Raw genomic sequence first — 16,815 nt, 5'->3', positions numbered from 1 at the left:
ATGAAGAAGAGCGCCGGCCTGGTCCGGCGCTTTTTTATGTGAGGTCCCCCGCCCAGCGCCGGGCCAGGGTGCGGGCGGCCTCGAGCACCCGCTCCTTCTCCGGGTTGGGGCGCTTGCCACCGCGCCAGGCCATCATGACGTCCCAGTGATCCGGCGGCAGATCCGTCACATCCAGCTGCACCAGGCGACCGAACTCCAGATCCCGGGCGATGGCCAGGGCGGGCATCAGGGTGATGAAGCCGTGCTCCAGAGCCAGCTCCCGGGCGGCGCTGGCGGGCTGGATGGCATGGAGGGGCCGGGTCACCTGGCGCAGCAGCCTCAGCTGGATCAGCAGCTCGTCGCAGCCCGTGCCCCACTGCTGGGGGGCGAGGCGCTCGTTGGCGATGTCTTGCAGGGTCAACCCCTGGCGACCGGCCAGGGGATGGGTGGCACAGGCCACCGCTATGATGGGGGAGCGGTAGAGCAGCTCGAGCTGGATGCCGGCGATGGCGGGGCACTTGAGGATGAAGCCGACATCCGTCTCCCCGGTCAGCAGCTCCTGCATGATGATGCCGGAGTGATCCGTGCTGCAGCGGATCTCGAAGCTCTCGTCCACCAGGGCCAGCAACAGGGGGCCGAACACCACAGTAGTGAGGGAGGGGAGGCAAGAGAGGCGGATGCGTGGCAGCAGGGGCGTGCCCTGCAGGGCGAGCTGGCCGGCCGCCAGGGTGGCGAGGGCGGTATTGACCGCCGGTAGAAACTGTTCGCAGGCCGTGGTGGGGGTGGCACCGCGGCGATGGCGGCGAAACAGCGGCTGGCCGAGGGCCTGCTCCAGCACGGCGATGCGCTGGCTCACCATGGGTTGCGACCAGCCCCTCACCGCGGCCGCCTTGCTGAAGCTGCCCCGGTTGACCACATCCAGCAGCAGCTGCAGATCATCGAGCGTCATAGCCATAAAATTTTCCAATATGAAATATAGCCAGTTGTCGGCTACCACTATATCTCTGCCCCTCGCAGAATAGCAGCATCAATTGGGGACAGAGGTGGCTATGGTGGAGCGGGCGCGGCGGCTGGGACGCTGGTTCTTGGCATTGGATTCCTTGCTGGTGATCCTGGGGTTCTTCGTGGTGATGCCCATGATCAGCCTGAGGTTCGTCGATCAGCTTGGCTGGGCGGCCGGGGTGGTGGGGCTGGCCCTGGGCCTGCGTCAGCTGACCCAGCAGGGGCTCGGCATCTTCGGCGGGTCGCTCGCCGATCGCTTCGGGGCGCGGCCGCTCATCGTCGGCGGCATGCTGCTGCGGGCCCTGGGGTTCGCCAGCCTGGCCTATGCCGAGAGCGGCCTGGCCCTGATCCTCTCCTGCGTGGTCTCAGGCCTCGGGGGCTGCCTGTTCGATCCGCCACGGGCGGCCCTGGTCATCAAGTTCACCCGTCCCCATCAGCGCGGGCGTTACATCTCGCTGTTGATGATGCTGGAGAGCGCCGGGGCCGTGCTCGGCGCCCTGCTCGGCAGCTGGCTGCTCAACTTCGACTTCGAATATGTCTGCCTGCTGGGGGCGGGGCTCTTCGTCTGCGCCGCCCTGTGCAACTGGCTGATCCTGCCCGCCTACAGGATCTCCCTGCGTCCCACGCCGATCAAGGCCGGGCTCGGCCGGGTGTTGGCGGACAAGGGCTTCTGCCGGGTGGTGCTGATCTTGAGCGGCTACTATGCGCTCTGGGTGCAGGTGATGCTGATCTTCCCCATTCTGGTCAAGCAGATGGCGGGCAGCAGCACGGCGGTGGGCTGGATGTACAGCCTGGAGGCGGCCCTCTCCCTGGCGCTGCTCTATCCCCTTGCCCGTTACGGCGAGCGCCACTTCCGGCTGGAGACCCGGTTGCTGGCGGGCATCTTGCTGATGACCACCGGCATAGGCCTGGTGGCGTTTGCCACCAGCCTGGAGGCGATCTTCGTGCTGCTGGCCTGCTTCTATCTCGGCATCATCATAGTGGAGCCGGCCCGGGAGACCCTGATGACCCGGCTGGCCCACCCCAGCGCGCGGGGCAGTTACATGGGCTTCAGCCGGCTCGGCCTGGCCCTGGGGGGCATGACGGGGTACGTGGGTGGGGGCGCGCTCCATGACTACGCCATGGCCCAGGGACAGCCCTGGCTGCCCTGGCTGGTGCTCGGCACCGTCGGCGTGGTGACCCTGTTGCTGCTGGCGCGCTGCTTCGCCCACCGCCCGGAGCTGGCCCAGCTCCGGGCGTGAGCGCGAGACAAGAAGAGACCGGCCGCTGATGCGGCCGGTGTCGTTGCAGGGGGTCTTGCCTGAGCGGCGGCCATGAAAAAGCGGCCCGCAGGCCGCTTTTTCAGAGCAGGGCGTGTCGGGGTCAGAGCATGAGACCGCCGAAGAAGAAGCCCAGGGTCACGGCCATGGCGATGGTGGCGACACCCGGTACGAAGAAGGGGTGATTGAACACCGCCTTGCCGATACGGGTGGAGCCGGTGTCGTCCATTTCCACCGCGGCCAGCAGGGTCGGGTAGGTGGGCAGCACGAACAGGGCGCTCACGGCGGCGAAGGAGGCAATCGCGGTCAGCGGGCTGACCCCCAGTGCCAGGGCGGCCGGCATCAGAGCCTTGGTGGTGGCACCCTGGGAGTAGAGCAGCATGGAGGAGAAGAACAAGACCACCGCCAGCAGCCAGCTGTAGTTGTTGAGCAGATCGCCGGCCACCATCTGTATGGTGTCCATGTTGCCCTTCACGAAGACGTTGCCGAGCCAGGCCACCCCCAGCACGCAGATACAGGCGGACATACCGGACTTGAAGGTGGGCATGTTGGTGACCTGGGTGGCGTCCAGCTTGCATACCAGGGTCATGATGGTGGCGGCGGCGAGCATGATGCCCATGATGGCGCCATCGCGGGGGATGGGCGGGTGGGCAATCAGGCCCACGTTGCCTGAGATGGCGGTGGCATAGGCCATGACGGCGACGATGGCGGCGACGAAGATGCCAACGGAGAGCTTGGCATAGGGCTTGAGCTCGACCTGGCTGGTACCGCGCAGCTTGATCAGGCCTTTCGCCTTGCGCTCCAGATAGACCTCATCCTGATCCAGCGGCTTGCCCATCAGGTTCGCCACGAAGGCGCCCAGGATGCAGGCCAGGAAGCTGGAGGGGATGCAGATGGCCAGCAGGGTCAGGTAGTCGACGCCAAAGGGTTCCAGCATGCCGGAGAAGGCCACCACGGCCGCCGAGATGGGGGAGGCGGTGATGGCGATCTGGGAGGCAATCACGGCGATGGAGAGCGGGCGGGAGGGGCGAATGCCCTGCTCCTTGGCCACCTCGGCGATCACCGGCAGGGTGGAGAAGGCGGTGTGACCCGTCCCGGCCAGCATGGTCATCAGGTAGGTGACCACGGGGGCGGCGAAGGTGATGTGCTTGGGATTCTTGCGCAGGGCCTTCTCGGCCAGGGAGACCAGGTAGTCCATGCCGCCGGCCAGCTGCATGCAGGCGATGGCGCAGATGACGGACGCGATGATCATGATCACGTCCCAGGGGATGTAACTGACCAGCTGATCACCCGGGATCTGCATGCCCAGCCCCCAGGTCAGCACCAGCACCCCCAGGCCACCGGCGAAGCCGATGCCTATGCTGCCTATTCTGGCCCCCAGATAGATAGCGCCGAGCACGACGGCCAACTCGATTCCAATCATAGTGAACACTCCGTTATTTTTTAGTTTTGAAAATGAGCTCTGGCATAAAGCCATTTCCCGATGGGCCGGGTGAACCTGCGCGTCGGGAAATGGCTTTCAGGGCCGGGAGTGTCCCGGCCCTGACTCGCTTATACGGTGGCGCCGCGCTGGAAGCGTTTGGCCTTGTACTGCGGGTTCATCAGGTTGTCGATGGAGAGGATCTCGTCGAGCTGTTCCGGGGTCAGCAGGCCGCGCTCGAGCACGACTTCACGGACGTTCTTGCCGGTCTGGGCACAGATCTTGCCGACGATATCCCCTTCGTGGTGACCGATGAAGGGGTTGAGGTAGGTGACGATGCCGATGGAGTTGAGCACGTGGTTCATACAGATCTCCGGGTTGGCGGTGATGCCTTCCACGCACTTCTCGCGCAGGGAGATGCAGGCATTCTTCATCAGGCTCAGGGATTCGAACATGGCCTGACCAATCACCGGCTCCATCACGTTCAGCTGCAGCTGACCCGCCTCGGCGGCGAAGGTGATGGTGACGTCGTTGCCAAACACCTTGAAGCAGGCCTGGTTGACCACTTCCGGGATGACCGGGTTGACCTTGGCCGGCATGATGGAGGAGCCAGCCTGCATCTCCGGCAGGTTGATCTCTTTGAGCGCGGTGCGCGGGCCGGAGGAGAGCAGACGCAGGTCGTTGCAGATCTTGGAGAGCTTCATGGCCAGACGCTTGACGGCGCCGTGCAGCATGACGTAGGCGCCGCAGTCGGAGGTCGCCTCGATCAGATCCTCGGCGGGCACATAGGCGCGGCCGGTGATCTCGGCCAGGCGCTGGATGGCCAGGGCGGAGTACTCGGGCGGGGTGTTGAGGCCGGTCCCGATGGCGGTGGCCCCCAGGTTCACCTCCAGCAGCAGCTCCTGGCAACGCTTGATGGACTTGATCTCTTCACGCAGGGTGACGGCGAAGGCGTGGAACTCCTGACCCAGGGTCATGGGCACGGCGTCTTGCAGCTGGGTGCGGCCCATCTTGAGCACGCCGCTGAACTCCTTGGCCTTGGCATCGAAGGCGGTGATCAGATCTTCCAGGGCATCCAGGGTGGTGTCCGTGCTGTTGACCACGGCGACGCGGAAACCGGTCGGGTAGGCATCGTTGGTGGACTGGCACTTGTTGACGTGGTCGTTCGGGTTGATGACGTCGTAGTGACCCTTCTCCAGCCCCATGATTTCGAGGGCGATGTTGGCCAGCACTTCGTTGGTGTTCATGTTGACCGAGGTACCGGCGCCGCCTTGGTAGACGTCGATCGGGAACTGGTCGAAACACTTGCCGGTGTTGAGCATGAGGTCGCAGGCTTCGACTATCTTGTCGGCGATTTCCGGACGAATGGTGCCCAGCTCGCCGTTGGCGAGGGCGGCGGCCTTCTTGGTCAGCACCATGCCACGGACAAACTCGGGAACGTCAGAAATTTTCTGAGTGCTCAGCTTGAAGTTTTCGACCGCCCGCAGGGTATGGACGCCGTAGTAGAGTTCATTGGACACTTCTTTGGTGCCCAGCAGATCTTCTTCGATGCGGACGTTGTTGATGTCGCTCATTGTCATGCCTCAGAAATCAGATAAATGGAAAATGATCCTCACCGAGTGGTCGCGAGTTCCTTGCGCACGGCTCATCCTGAAGCACCACACATCGAGTGGGGCGGTAGGGGAATGGCTCCCCAATTACTGTCGGCAACTTTACCCCAATGGGGGTAATCCTAACTAGACGCAGATCACTAAATTTGAGAGATTTTCAAATTTATTGCGGCTATTCAACAGATGTTGCAATTGACCCATTTACTGTGACAGAACAGGGCCGTGACGCCCAGCCATGTCAGCAGAATTTTTCCCTGAAATCACGAGTGGATCGCGCTTTGACTTGAAGATGCAGGCATCCCCCCCCATCTAATGGACAGGAATGCCGTTTCTTTGACCCGAACAGGGTGGAGAAGGCGAGTGCCAGCCAGGACTGGCCTATCTCTATCAAGCCGCACCGAGGTCAACATGGGTAAGTTGTTTCTGCTGTTTATCGGTCTCTCCCTGCTGGAGCTGACCGTCATGATCCAGGTGGGGACCGTGATCGGCGCCCTGCCGACCGTGGTACTCATAGTGCTGACCGCCATGGTGGGCAGCGCCCTGGTGAGGCGGCAGGGGCTCAAGACCCTGCTCGAGGCCCAGCAACGGATGCAACTGGGCGAGATGCCGGCCCGCGAACTGCTGGGGGGCATGCTGCTCGCCCTGGCGGGCTTGCTGCTGATCGTGCCGGGATTTGTCACCGACCTGCTGGGGCTGCTGCTGTTGCTGCCGCCGCTGCGGGGTCGATTGGCCGACAAGCTGGTCAAGGGGGTCAGGGTGCAGGGGGCCATGGGGGGCTTCCCATCCCAGGAGGGTTTTGGAACCTCCCCGGAGCCCAGGCTGCACGATCGTCCCGGCACCACCATAGAGGGGGAGTTCGAGCGCAAGGAGTGATGCTCGCGCCGACGGGGACTTTGCCCCGGCTGGGACAGGATGAGACGCAACGGGGCCGCAACAGCGGCCCCGTTTGTCATATGGCTTCGCGGCCCCCGCCTTAGCGGCGGCAGAGCCGCTCGAAGTGGTGGTGGGCATAAAACCAGGCCAGAGACCCTGCCACCAGATTGGCGATCAGTATGCCCAGATAGACTCCCTCCTCCCCGCCCAGCCGGGCGCCGAGCCAGGCCCCGGGCAGCAACAGGCAGAACAGCCTCATGCCATTGAACAGGAAAGAGATGCTGGAGGCCCGCACCCCATTGAGGGAGGAGGCCAGCAGCATCACCATGCCCTGAAAACCGTAGCCGATGGGCACCAGATGCAGGTAGAGGACGATGAGGCGCACCACCTGGGGGTTGTCGCTGAACAGGGTGGCTATCAGGGGGGCGAGCAACCAGGTCAGGCCATAGATGGCGAGCTGGAACAGCAGGGCGAAGCGCATGCAGAGCAGCAGCGCCGCCTTGGCCCTGGCCGGATTGCTCGCGCCGCAGTTCTGGGACACGAAGGGCGCCAGCACCGAGGAGAGCGCCATCATGACGATCAGCAACAAAGCCTCGACCCGGGATGCCGCCCCGTAGGCGGCCACCACCTCGGTGCCCAGCCCGGCGAAGATGGTCATCAGCACGGCGTTGGCCAGGGGATTGAGCATGTTGGTAAACGATGCGGGCACGGCCACCTGGAGCAGGGCGCGCCAGTGAGCCAGCAGGGCGTGACGGGGCGAGAGGCGCCAGCGCAGCAGGCCTTCCCGATGACGCAATATGTAGAGACTGACCAGCATGGCCATCAGCCAGGAGAGGGAGGTGGCGATGGCCGCCCCGCGAATGCCCCATTCGGGGAAGGGGCCTATGCCGAAGATGAGCAGGGGATCCAGCACCCCGTTGACCAGGCCGGCCACCGCCATCACCAGGCTGGGGGTCTTGGTGTCCCCGCTGGCGCGAATGGCGGCATTGCCCACCATGGGCAGCGCCAGCATGGGCACCGTCAGGTACCAGATCAACATGTAGTCGTGGATGAGGGCGATCAGCGCCTCCCCTGCCCCCAGCAGACGAAACAGCGGGTCTATGGTGAGGGCGCCCAGCAGGGCGAGGGCACAGACCAGCACCACGGCGAGAAACAGGCTGTCGGTGGTGAGGTGGGCCGCCTCCTCGTGCTTGCCCTGGCCCAGGGTATGGCCGATCACGGCGCTGAGCCCGGCCCCCAGTCCCATGGCCAGGGAGGTGATCACGAAGGTGACCGGGAAGGTGAAGCTGATGGCCGCCAGTGCCTGGGTGCCCAGCATGCCGATGAAGAAGGTGTCGATCAGGTTGAAGGCCAGGATGGCGACGATGCCGAGGATCATGGGACCTGTCATGCGCAGCAGAACGGCGGGCATGGGGGCGGTCAGCATGGGGTTGGGTCGGGTCAAGGGCTCGTCTCTTCACGGCTGGGGACTGAGGTCTGGTTTGCGCTGGGGCAAACCCGGGTCCATGACGGGGCACGGCTATCCATCGAAGGCGTTCATAGTACGTGAAAAAATTTTTTTTGTATCCGCCCTTGAAGGGGCGGAATAAGTGCCCCACATCTGGGACATATGCAATTTGGCCAGGAATGGCCATTCCTCAAGTAACAAAGTGACTCATTTTGGGAGAGTTATCGATGAAAATTCGTCCACTGCACGACCGCGTCATCATCAAGCGCATCGAGGCTGAAGCCAAATCCGCTGGCGGTATCGTCCTGACTGGTACTGCGGCTCAGAAGTCCACCCGTGGTGAAGTTCTGGCCGTGGGGACTGGTCGAATTCTGGATAATGGCGAAGTGAAAGCCCTCGCAGTCAAGGTCGGCGACCAGGTGATCTTCAACGAAGGTTACGGCGTCAAGACCGAGAAGCTGGACGGCCAGGACGTGCTGATCCTGTCCGAGACCGACATCCTGGCGATCGTCGAAGCGTAATTTTTCCTTCCCCCGAATTGATTAAAGGATTCAACAATCATGGCAGCTAAAGAAGTTAAGTTTGGCAACGAAGCCCGCATCAAAATGCTGGAAGGCGTCAACATCCTGGCCGATGCCGTCAAGGTGACCCTGGGCCCGAAAGGCCGCAACGTGGTACTGGACAAGTCCTTCGGTGCCCCGACCATCACCAAGGATGGCGTCTCCGTCGCCCGTGAAATCGAACTGGAAGACAAGTTCCAGAACATGGGCGCCCAGATGGTCAAGGAAGTCGCTTCCAAGGCGAACGACGCCGCCGGTGACGGCACCACCACCGCCACCGTGCTGGCTCAGGCCATCGTCAACGAAGGCCTGAAGGCCGTTGCCGCCGGCATGAACCCCATGGATCTGAAGCGTGGTATCGACAAGGCCGTGGTGGCCGCCGTTGCCGAGCTGCAGACCCTGTCCCAGCCTTGCGCCGACAGCAATGCCATCGCCCAGGTCGGTACCATCTCCGCCAACTCCGACGAGAAAGTGGGCAAGCTGATTGCCGAAGCCATGGACAAGGTCGGCCGTGATGGTGTCATCACAGTCGAAGATGGCCAGGGCCTGGAAGACGAGCTGGCCGTGGTGGAAGGCATGCAGTTCGACCGTGGCTACCTCTCCCCCTATTTCGTCAACAAGCCGGAAACCGGCGCCGTCGAGCTGGATGACCCCTTCATCCTGCTGGTGGACAAGAAAGTCTCCAACATCCGCGAAATGCTGCCGGTGCTGGAAGGCGTGGCCAAGGCGGGCAAACCCCTGCTGATCGTCGCCGAAGACGTGGAAGGCGAAGCCCTGGCGACCCTGGTGGTCAACACCATGCGTGGCATCGTCAAGGTGGCCGCCGTCAAGGCCCCTGGCTTCGGTGACCGTCGCAAGGCCATGCTGCAAGATATCGCCATCCTGACCGGCGGTACCGTCATCTCCGAAGAGGTGGGCATGGAGCTGGAGAAGGCGGCACTGGAAGATCTGGGCCGCGCCAAGCGCATCGTCATCACCAAAGAGAACACCACCATCATCGATGGCGTGGGTGATGCTGCCCTGATCGAGAGCCGTGTGGCTCAGATCCGTCAGCAGATCGAAGAGACCTCCTCCGATTACGATCGCGAGAAGCTGCAAGAGCGCGTGGCCAAGCTGGCCGGCGGTGTTGCCGTGATCAAGGTTGGCGCTGCCACCGAAGTCGAGATGAAAGAGAAGAAAGCCCGCGTCGACGATGCCCTGCACGCCACTCGCGCTGCCGTGGAAGAAGGCGTGGTGGCCGGTGGTGGTGTCGCCTTGGTGCGCGTGGCCGCCAAGCTGACTGGCCTGCGTGGCGACAACGAAGATCAGAACGTGGGTATCAAGGTCGCCCTGCGCGCCATGGAAGCCCCGCTGCGTCAGATCGTCATCAACGCCGGTGAAGAGGCCTCCGTCATCGCCAATGCCGTGAAGAACGGTGAAGGCAACTACGGCTACAACGCTTACTCCGAACAGTATGGCGACATGCTGGCCATGGGGATCCTGGATCCGACCAAGGTCACCCGCTCCGCGCTGCAGTTCGCCTCTTCCATCGCCGGTCTGATGATCACCACTGAGTGCATGGTCACCGAACTGCCGAAGAAAGATGCCCCTGCCATGCCGGATATGGGCGGCATGGGTGGCATGGGCGGCATGATGTAATCGCACCTTGCCATCAAACGGCTCGCATTGGCGGGCCGTTTTTTTTACTGCGGTTAAACTGGTTATATTGATAATGAAATCATTGGTGTATCTATGATGAAACTCGTTGTTTTCGCCCTGCTTGCCGGTCTCATGAGCCCGGTCATGGCCATGGAGGCGCCCAGGGGGCCCGTCATCCTGACCGTGACCGGCAACGTCCAGGCCGAGCACGCGCAAGATGGCCGGGTCGCGCTGGATCTTGCCCTCATCCAGTCCCTGCCCCAGCACGAGATAGTCACCAGCAACCCCTGGGTCGACAAACCCCATCACTACAAGGGACCCAAGGTGGCGGATCTGCTGGCGGCGCTCGATGCCAAGGGCAAGACCCTGACCCTGACCGCCCTCAACAGTTTTCAGATCAAGGTCGATTGGGAGAAGGTGCAGCAATACGAGCCCATACTGGCCTGGCAGGACGACGGCATCACCATGCGGGTACGTGACAAGGGACCGCTTTGGTTTATCCTACCCTTGGACCAATATCCGGAACTCAAGCAGTCTGTCTTCACCGACATGATGATCTGGCAACTGAGTGCCATCGATATCCAGCACTGACGAGGGGGAGGGCGGGTGAAAAGAAAGAGTTGGCCGATATTGCTCATTCTCTACCTCTCCATACTCTCATTCACCGGGAGTACCCTCTACTGCCTGGTGCAGATCCAGAATGCGACCCGGGTCATGGAGAAGTACACCTATGACGTCTCCTGGGCCTTGATGCAGTTGCAACTGGAGCTGGGACGCTTTCTCAATTCGGTCGAGCTCTACCATTATGGCGGCATCGACCATGACACCCTGATGCTGCGCTACGACATCCTGTGGAGCCGCACCCCTGTGCTGCTGAGCGGCCAGCTGCGCGAGAGCCTGCACGACAAGCAGAAGGCCCTGCGTCTGGTGCAGCTGATCGAGAGCACCATCCGCGAGCTCGAGCCCCGTATCATGGCTCTCAATAGCGGCAATGGTGACTATCAACAGGTGATGATGCGGCTCTCTCCCTTGCAAGAGCCGCTCTCCTACTCCCTCGCCTCCGTGATGCAACAGAACATCAAGGTCTACACGGGCAATGACCAGCGTTTTGGCTCTTTGCGCAACTCCTTGCTGTTCATGGTGAGCGGTCTGCTGCTGTCTGTGGTCATGCTCAGCATCCTGCTGATCCGTGAGGGACGCCGTCACTATCGGGAGGCTCGCCTCGATCCGTTGACCGGTCTCTCCAATCGCCTCGCCCTGCTGGAGCAGATGGAGGAGTGCGTCACCCGGGAGCAGCCCTTTGGGCTGGTGCTGATAGACATCAACGAGTTTCGCGATATCAACAGCAAGTTTGGCTACAACATCGGCGATCTCTTGCTGCAAGAGCTGGCACGCCGGCTGACCTCACTGTGCAACGAGAGTGAATGGGCCGCGCGGCTGGTGGGGGATCAATTCGCCATCATCCAGCGCGGCAGCAGCGACCTCAAGCAGGTGCGCGAGCTGGTCTCCCGTCTGCTCCATCTGATCAAGCAAGACATACTGCTGGATCACTACCCGTTTCGCCTGGAGGTGGGGATCGGTATCGCCTTCTTCCCGATGGACAGCGAGGAGACTCAGGAGCTGCTGAGCCGGGCCGAGCAGGCGCTTTTCCACAGTCGCAAGACCCATGTGCCCTACGTCATCTACGACAAGTCCCTGCAAAACGAGACGGCAAGGCGCAAGCACCTGGCCTCCGACATGGTGGTGGCTCTCGAGCGCAATGCCCTCGAACTCTACTACCAGCCCATCATCAATCTGGAGACGGGACGCTGCGAAGCCGTCGAGGCCTTGCTGCGCTGGCGTCACCCCGAGCTTGGCTTCATTCCTCCCAATGAGGTGATCCAGGTGGCCGAGGAGTTTCAGCTGGCCGAGAAGCTGGGCAGCTGGGTGTTGAATACGGCCTGTGAGCAGCTCTATCAATGGCAGCAACTGGGATTGGTCGATCTGCAGATGTGCGTCAACATCTCCCCCGGCATGTACCAGCGCAGCCTGCTGAAACTGGTCGCCAAGGCCTTGATGGATCATCATATTCCCGCCACCCACCTGGTGCTGGAGGTGACGGAGGACACGACGATGCACGAGGTGAAAAATTCGCTGCAACTGATGCAGGACCTGGATCAGCAGGGGGTGCAGCTGGCCCTTGATGACTTTGGCACCGGCTACTCCTCCCTCAGCTATCTGCAGAAACTGCCGGTGAGCAAGGTGAAGATCGACCGCTCCTTCATCCAGGGGATCGACAGTTCCGTCGAGGCCGCGGAGCTGGTCGCCAACATCTGCCGACTCGGCTCCATGCTGGGCAAGACGCTGGTGTGCGAGGGAATTGAGACCCAGGCCCAGCTCGATGTGTTGCGCAGCCTCACCGATATTCATCTCTATGGTCAGGGTTACCTGTTTAGCCGTCCGGCCCAGGCCGAGGCCGCCTATCAGACCCTGCTGGAGATGGAAGAGCGTTGGCTGGGGGGCAAAGAATCCGGCAAGGCATGCAACAGTTGAACGATCGTGGCTCATGGTTCTGCTCCCCTGGCCGATAGCTTGAAGGCAGGAGGAATGCACATGGAAATATCTGGTTCTACATCTGCATCTTATGGAAGTGCCATGATGGTCGCCAGCCTGGCGAAGAAGCAACAGGTGCAGGAGGGGCAAACCGCCCTGGCCCTGTTGCAGGGCGCAGCGGAGTCCGCTCCCGCGCCCAAGAGCACGGCAGGCAGCACCCTGGGTGGCAACATCAACATCCACGTATGATGCCAAGCAACAAAAAGCCTCGGTCTCTCGACCGAGGCTTTTCTTCATTCAGGACACTGTGCTGGGAGGTGCCTTAGCAGGAGAAGGGAGCTGGGGCCTCAAAGGTCATCCGCTCGCCGCTGCGGGGGTGGCTGATGGTCAGACTGGCCGCATGGAGATAGAGATGGGGAGCCGCCGCCAGGGCCTGTGGGTGGGCATAGAGGTTGTCCCCGAGGATGGGGTGCCCCAGTTCCAGCATATGGACCCGCAGCTGGTGCGAGCGACCCGTGATGGGAGTCAGCTTGATCAGGCTGTTGCCGTTTTCCACCTTCAGCGTCTGCCACAGGGTCAGGGCATGGCGCCCCTCCTCGAAATCCACCTTCTGTTTGGGCCGGTTCGGCCAGTCCACGCACAGAGGCAGGTCAATCTCGCCGGACTGCGCCGCCGGCTCGCCCCAGACCCAGGCGAGGTAGTGCTTCTCCGTCTCCCGCTCGCGAAATTGCCGGCTCAGCTCCCGGTGGGCATTGGGGTTGAGCGGGATCACCAGCACCCCGGTGGTGGACATGTCTAGGCGATGGGCCGCCGCCGCCTTGGGGTGCTGCTGCTTCACCCTGTGCAGGACGCTGTCTTCATTCTCGGGGCCGCGCCCGGGGACGCTCAGCAGGCCGGTGGGCTTGTTGACCACCATGATGTCCTTGTCCTTGAACAGGATATCGAGCCAGGGTTCCAGAGGCGGTGAGTATTCAAACATAAAGGTCTCGCATCAGAAGGTGGGGGCAAGCCCCCATCGGTTATGGGTAACCACAATCATAAAGGGCATGAGATCCCGCGTGAGCCGGATCCTTGCTCTTTAATATCGCGTCAGTTATGGGTGACCACGATAAAAAGTGCATGGCATCCAGCCTGATCAGGTCATGCCTCTTTAGTATCAAGTCAGTTATGGGTGACCACGATAAAGCGGATGGCATCCAGCTTGAGCTGGGTCTGATCGATCAGGTGGTGCAGCTCGGCTTGCAGGTCGCGCAGATAGTCGATCTCGCTGTCACGCACGTTCGGGTTGACGGCCTTGAGGGCCTCCAGCCTGTCCAGATCCTGTTGCAGGGTCTGCGCCATCTGACCACGGGCCTCATCGACGATGGCGACCTTCAGGGTGTCGGCAATGACCTGACCCTTGCCGATCAGCCCATGGATCACCGGCTGGGACGCAGTCACCAACTTGCTGCCCAGGTGACGATTGACCGGGGTCAGCTGGCGGTTGAAGGCATCGAACGCCACTTTTTCGCCCAGGTTCTGGCCGTTCTTGTCCATCAGCAGACGGATCGGAGTTGGCGGCATGAAACGGTAAAGCTGAGGGTGGGCCGCCGACTCGGCCACGAAGATCAGCTCCAGCAGGATGGAGCCCACCGGCAGCGCCTTGTTCTTGAGCAGGGCAACCGAGGTGGCCCCAATCTCGGAACCCAGGATCAGATCTATGCCGCCGCGCATGATGGGGTGATCCCAGGAGAGGAAGAACATATCGTCCCGGGAGAGGGCGGTATCCCTGTCGAAGGTGACCGTCATGCCGTCCTGGGGCAGGCCCGGGAAGCTGGAGACCAGCATGTGATCCCCCGGGGTCAGCACCAGGGCGTTTTCGCCCCTGTCATCCTGATTGACGCCGATCTCGTCGAACATCTTGAGGGCAAACGAGATCATGGCTGTGTCGTCATCTTCGGCGGCCAGCTTCTCGACCAGCTGTCTGGCGGCATCGCCCCCGCTGGAGTGGATCTCCAGCAGGCGATCGCGCCCCTGCTCGAGGCGCGCCTTGAGCGGTTCGTGCAACTCGCGGGTTCGGTCGAGCAAGGCGTCGAGTTCGTCGGTGTCACCGCTGTTGGCGGCCAGCAGCTCGAACAGCTGATCCTGCACGGCCTCGAATACCGGGCGGGCCGTGGGGCAGGTCTGCTCGAAGGCATCCAGGCCATCATGGTACCAGCGCAGGAGCGCAGGCTGGGCACTGCCCGCCAGGTAGGGGACGTGGATCTCGACCGTGTTCTGCTGGCCAATCCGGTCCAGACGACCGATGCGCTGCTCCAGCAGATCCGGGTTGAGGGGCAGGTCGAACAACACCAGGTGGCTGGCAAACTGGAAGTTGCGACCCTCGGAGCCGATCTCGGAGCAGAGCAGCACCTGGGCGCCGCCCTCGGCCTGCGCGAAATAGGCGGACGCCTGATCCCGCTCCAGGATGGACATGCCTTCGTGGAAGACGGTGGCGCGGATCCCTTCGCGGGTGCGCAGTGCCTCTTCCAGGGCCAGGGCGGTGGCCGCCTCCGAGCAGATCACCAGCACCTTCTGCTGGCGCGCGCCGAGCAGCAGCTCCAGCAGCCAGTCGATGCGGGGGTCGAACTGGGTCCAGCTGGCGCTATCGCCCTCGAACTGCTGGTAGATCTTCTCCGGATAGAGGTAGCGCAGGGCGCGAGCCTGCAGGTCGCCCCCATTGCCCCCCATCATGCTCATCACCTTGATGGCGGTCTTGTACTGCTCCGGCAGCGGCATGGGGTAGACGTTGAGGTGACGCTCGGGGAAGCCCTGGATATTGGCGCGGCTGTTACGGAACAGCACCCGGCCGGTGCCGTGCTGGTCCAGCAGCTTGGCGACCGCCTGCTGACGGGCGGTAGCATCGCGCAGATCCAGCCCTTCCAGCTGGCTGGCGAGGATCTGCTTTCCCTCCTCGCTCAGGGTCTCGCCATCGAGCAGCTCCTGGGCTGCCGTGGCCACCTGGCCATAGGCCTGTTCCTCGGCGAGGAAGGCATCGTAGTCGTAGAAGCGCTCGGGATCGAGCAGACGCAGGCGGGCGAAGTGGCTCTGGTGGCCCAGCTGATCCGGGGTGGCGGTCAGCAGCAGCACGCCCGGCACCTGTTCGGCCAGGGCTTCCACCATCTCATAGGCGCGGCTCGGTGCCTCCACGCTCCACTCCAGGTGATGGGCCTCGTCGACTACCAGCAGATCCCATTCGGCTTCCAGCACCTGTTCGAAGCGGCGGCGCTTCTTGCGCAGAAAGTCGAGGCTGCAGATCACCAGCTGTTCGGTCTCGAAGGGGTTCTCTGCGTCGGCGAAGGCCTCGATGCAGCGCTCCTCGTCAAACAGGGAGAAGTGCAGGTTGAAGCGGCGCAGCATCTCGACCAGCCACTGATGCTGCAGGGTCTCGGGCAGCAGGATGAGCACCCGCTGGGCGCGACCGGAGAGCAGCTGCTGGTGGATGATCATGCCCGCTTCTATGGTCTTGCCCAGACCCACTTCATCGGCCAGCAGGACGCGGGGGGCATAGCGATGACCCACCTCATGGGCGATATAGAGCTGATGGGGGATCAGGCTGACCCGGCCACCGGCCAGACCGCGGGTCGGGTTGCGACGGCGCTTGTGCTGATTGACCAGGGCTTCGTAGCGCAGGGTAAAGCGGGACATCCGATCGATCTGACCGGCGAACAGGCGCTCCTGCGGCTTGTTGAACTTGATGAAATTGTTGAGAAACACTTCCTTGAGCGCCACGGGTTCACCGTTGTCGGTGCGTGTGCCTACATATATAAGGAGGCCATCCTTTTCCTGCACTTCGTCGACGGTCAGGGTCCAGTCCTCATGGCTGGCAATCTGATCCCCCACATTGAAGCTGACCCGGGTGACCGGCGCCTCTTCTTTGGCATACATGCGGTTTTCACCGGTCGCCGGAAACAGCAGGGTCACCATGCGCCCTTCGACGGCCACAACTGTTCCCAACCCCAGATCCGTTTCCGTATCACTAATCCAACGCTGGCCAAGTGCAAAAGGCATTAAACTCTCCAAAGCCCAACAAGAGTGTGTGAATCACAAAGGGGCGCTATGTTACCCGAAGGCGTGAACGCGATCATCATGGATATGGCTGGCAGCAAAGATAGCCGCTCCTCCCTATGTGTCATGGAGCCCCATTGCCCCTGACCGGCTTGTCCGTTGGGTTAAGCGCTCGATAAATGAGTGTTTTGCTGCATTTACCAGCGAACGCACTCTTTCTGTCATCTTTTTGTCATTCTTCCCTTGCCAGCGGGCGCGCCATCCCTATAATGCGCCCCTACCAGCACGGCGGAACACGCCGCACTGATGAGCCAGCTTCCTAGCGAAGTGGGCGCCGAAAGAAAAGCGAAAACAACCGCTTGACTTTCGAAGTGAGGGGCGTAAGATGCGCCTCCTCAACGCGATAAGCGTGACGCTCTTTAACAATTTGAATCAAGCAATCTGTGTGGGCACTCACAGCATCGAACAT

General features: G+C 62.2%; 13 protein-coding genes. 7 read left to right on the top strand and 6 right to left on the bottom strand.

Annotation, left to right across the window (positions count from 1 at the left end):
• Positions 1-34: 34 nt before the first annotated feature.
• Complete coding sequence (locus ACW5W4_RS14865; protein ID WP_408801196.1) at positions 35-934, bottom strand: LysR family transcriptional regulator; 900 nt, start codon at positions 932-934, stop codon at positions 35-37.
• A gap of 94 nt (positions 935-1,028) precedes the next feature.
• Between ACW5W4_RS14865 and mdtH the strand changes: the two genes are divergently transcribed.
• A complete protein-coding gene (mdtH, locus tag ACW5W4_RS14860; protein ID WP_456689919.1) occupies positions 1,029-2,222 on the top strand; it encodes a multidrug efflux MFS transporter MdtH in 1,194 nt (397 codons plus the stop codon).
• 121 nt (positions 2,223-2,343) lie between these two features.
• Here the strand turns inward: mdtH and ACW5W4_RS14855 are convergent, their stop codons facing one another.
• Together ACW5W4_RS14855 and aspA are read right to left on the bottom strand one after the other, a co-directional pair.
• On the bottom strand, positions 2,344-3,663 hold the full coding sequence (locus ACW5W4_RS14855) for an anaerobic C4-dicarboxylate transporter (protein ID WP_456689889.1): 1,320 nt from the start codon (positions 3,661-3,663) through the stop codon (positions 2,344-2,346).
• A gap of 128 nt (positions 3,664-3,791) precedes the next feature.
• Positions 3,792-5,234, bottom strand: a complete 1,443-nt coding sequence (gene aspA, locus ACW5W4_RS14850; protein ID WP_427262155.1) for an aspartate ammonia-lyase — start codon at positions 5,232-5,234, stop codon at positions 3,792-3,794.
• A gap of 444 nt (positions 5,235-5,678) precedes the next feature.
• Between aspA and ACW5W4_RS14845 the strand changes: the two genes are divergently transcribed.
• Positions 5,679-6,143 carry an FxsA family protein gene (locus ACW5W4_RS14845; RefSeq protein ID WP_456689888.1) on the top strand — a complete coding sequence of 155 codons (465 nt, stop codon included), beginning with the start codon at positions 5,679-5,681 and terminating at the stop codon, positions 6,141-6,143.
• Between the two features lie 100 nt (positions 6,144-6,243).
• Here ACW5W4_RS14845 and ACW5W4_RS14840 read toward each other — a convergent pair whose 3' ends face one another.
• Positions 6,244-7,569 carry an MATE family efflux transporter gene (locus ACW5W4_RS14840; RefSeq protein WP_456689918.1) on the bottom strand — a complete coding sequence of 442 codons (1,326 nt, stop codon included), beginning with the start codon at positions 7,567-7,569 and terminating at the stop codon, positions 6,244-6,246.
• 248 nt (positions 7,570-7,817) lie between these two features.
• On the opposite strand from ACW5W4_RS14840, the gene ACW5W4_RS14835 reads away from it, so the two are divergent.
• The 5 genes from ACW5W4_RS14835 (at position 7,818) to ACW5W4_RS14815 (ending at position 12,569) form a co-directional block, all read left to right on the top strand.
• Entirely contained in the window at positions 7,818-8,111 is a 294-nt protein-coding gene (locus ACW5W4_RS14835) for a co-chaperone GroES (RefSeq protein WP_041995438.1), read from the top strand.
• A gap of 39 nt (positions 8,112-8,150) precedes the next feature.
• A complete protein-coding gene (gene groL, locus ACW5W4_RS14830) occupies positions 8,151-9,788 on the top strand; it encodes a chaperonin GroEL (protein ID WP_427262153.1) in 1,638 nt (545 codons plus the stop codon).
• 96 nt (positions 9,789-9,884) lie between these two features.
• A complete protein-coding gene (locus ACW5W4_RS14825) occupies positions 9,885-10,379 on the top strand; it encodes a molybdopterin-binding oxidoreductase (protein WP_456689917.1) in 495 nt (164 codons plus the stop codon).
• Between the two features lie 123 nt (positions 10,380-10,502).
• Positions 10,503-12,320 carry a putative bifunctional diguanylate cyclase/phosphodiesterase gene (locus ACW5W4_RS14820; RefSeq protein WP_427262215.1) on the top strand — a complete coding sequence of 606 codons (1,818 nt, stop codon included), beginning with the start codon at positions 10,503-10,505 and terminating at the stop codon, positions 12,318-12,320.
• A 102-nt stretch (positions 12,321-12,422) separates the two neighbouring features.
• The gene (locus tag ACW5W4_RS14815; RefSeq protein WP_456689887.1) at positions 12,423-12,569 is read left to right on the top strand and encodes a hypothetical protein; all 147 of its coding nucleotides are present in this window, start codon (positions 12,423-12,425) and stop codon (positions 12,567-12,569) included.
• 73 nt (positions 12,570-12,642) lie between these two features.
• Here ACW5W4_RS14815 and rluA read toward each other — a convergent pair whose 3' ends face one another.
• Together rluA and rapA are read right to left on the bottom strand one after the other, a co-directional pair.
• Complete coding sequence (gene rluA, locus ACW5W4_RS14810; RefSeq protein ID WP_408775853.1) at positions 12,643-13,299, bottom strand: bifunctional tRNA pseudouridine(32) synthase/23S rRNA pseudouridine(746) synthase RluA; 657 nt, start codon at positions 13,297-13,299, stop codon at positions 12,643-12,645.
• A 182-nt stretch (positions 13,300-13,481) separates the two neighbouring features.
• A complete protein-coding gene (gene rapA, locus ACW5W4_RS14805; RefSeq protein ID WP_456689886.1) occupies positions 13,482-16,349 on the bottom strand; it encodes an RNA polymerase-associated protein RapA in 2,868 nt (955 codons plus the stop codon).
• Positions 16,350-16,815 lie beyond the last annotated feature (466 nt).

The organism is Aeromonas crassostreae (assembly GCF_054052445.1).
The sequence above is the reverse complement of the archived record's forward strand: the minus strand, read 5'-3'. Positions and strand labels throughout refer to the sequence as shown.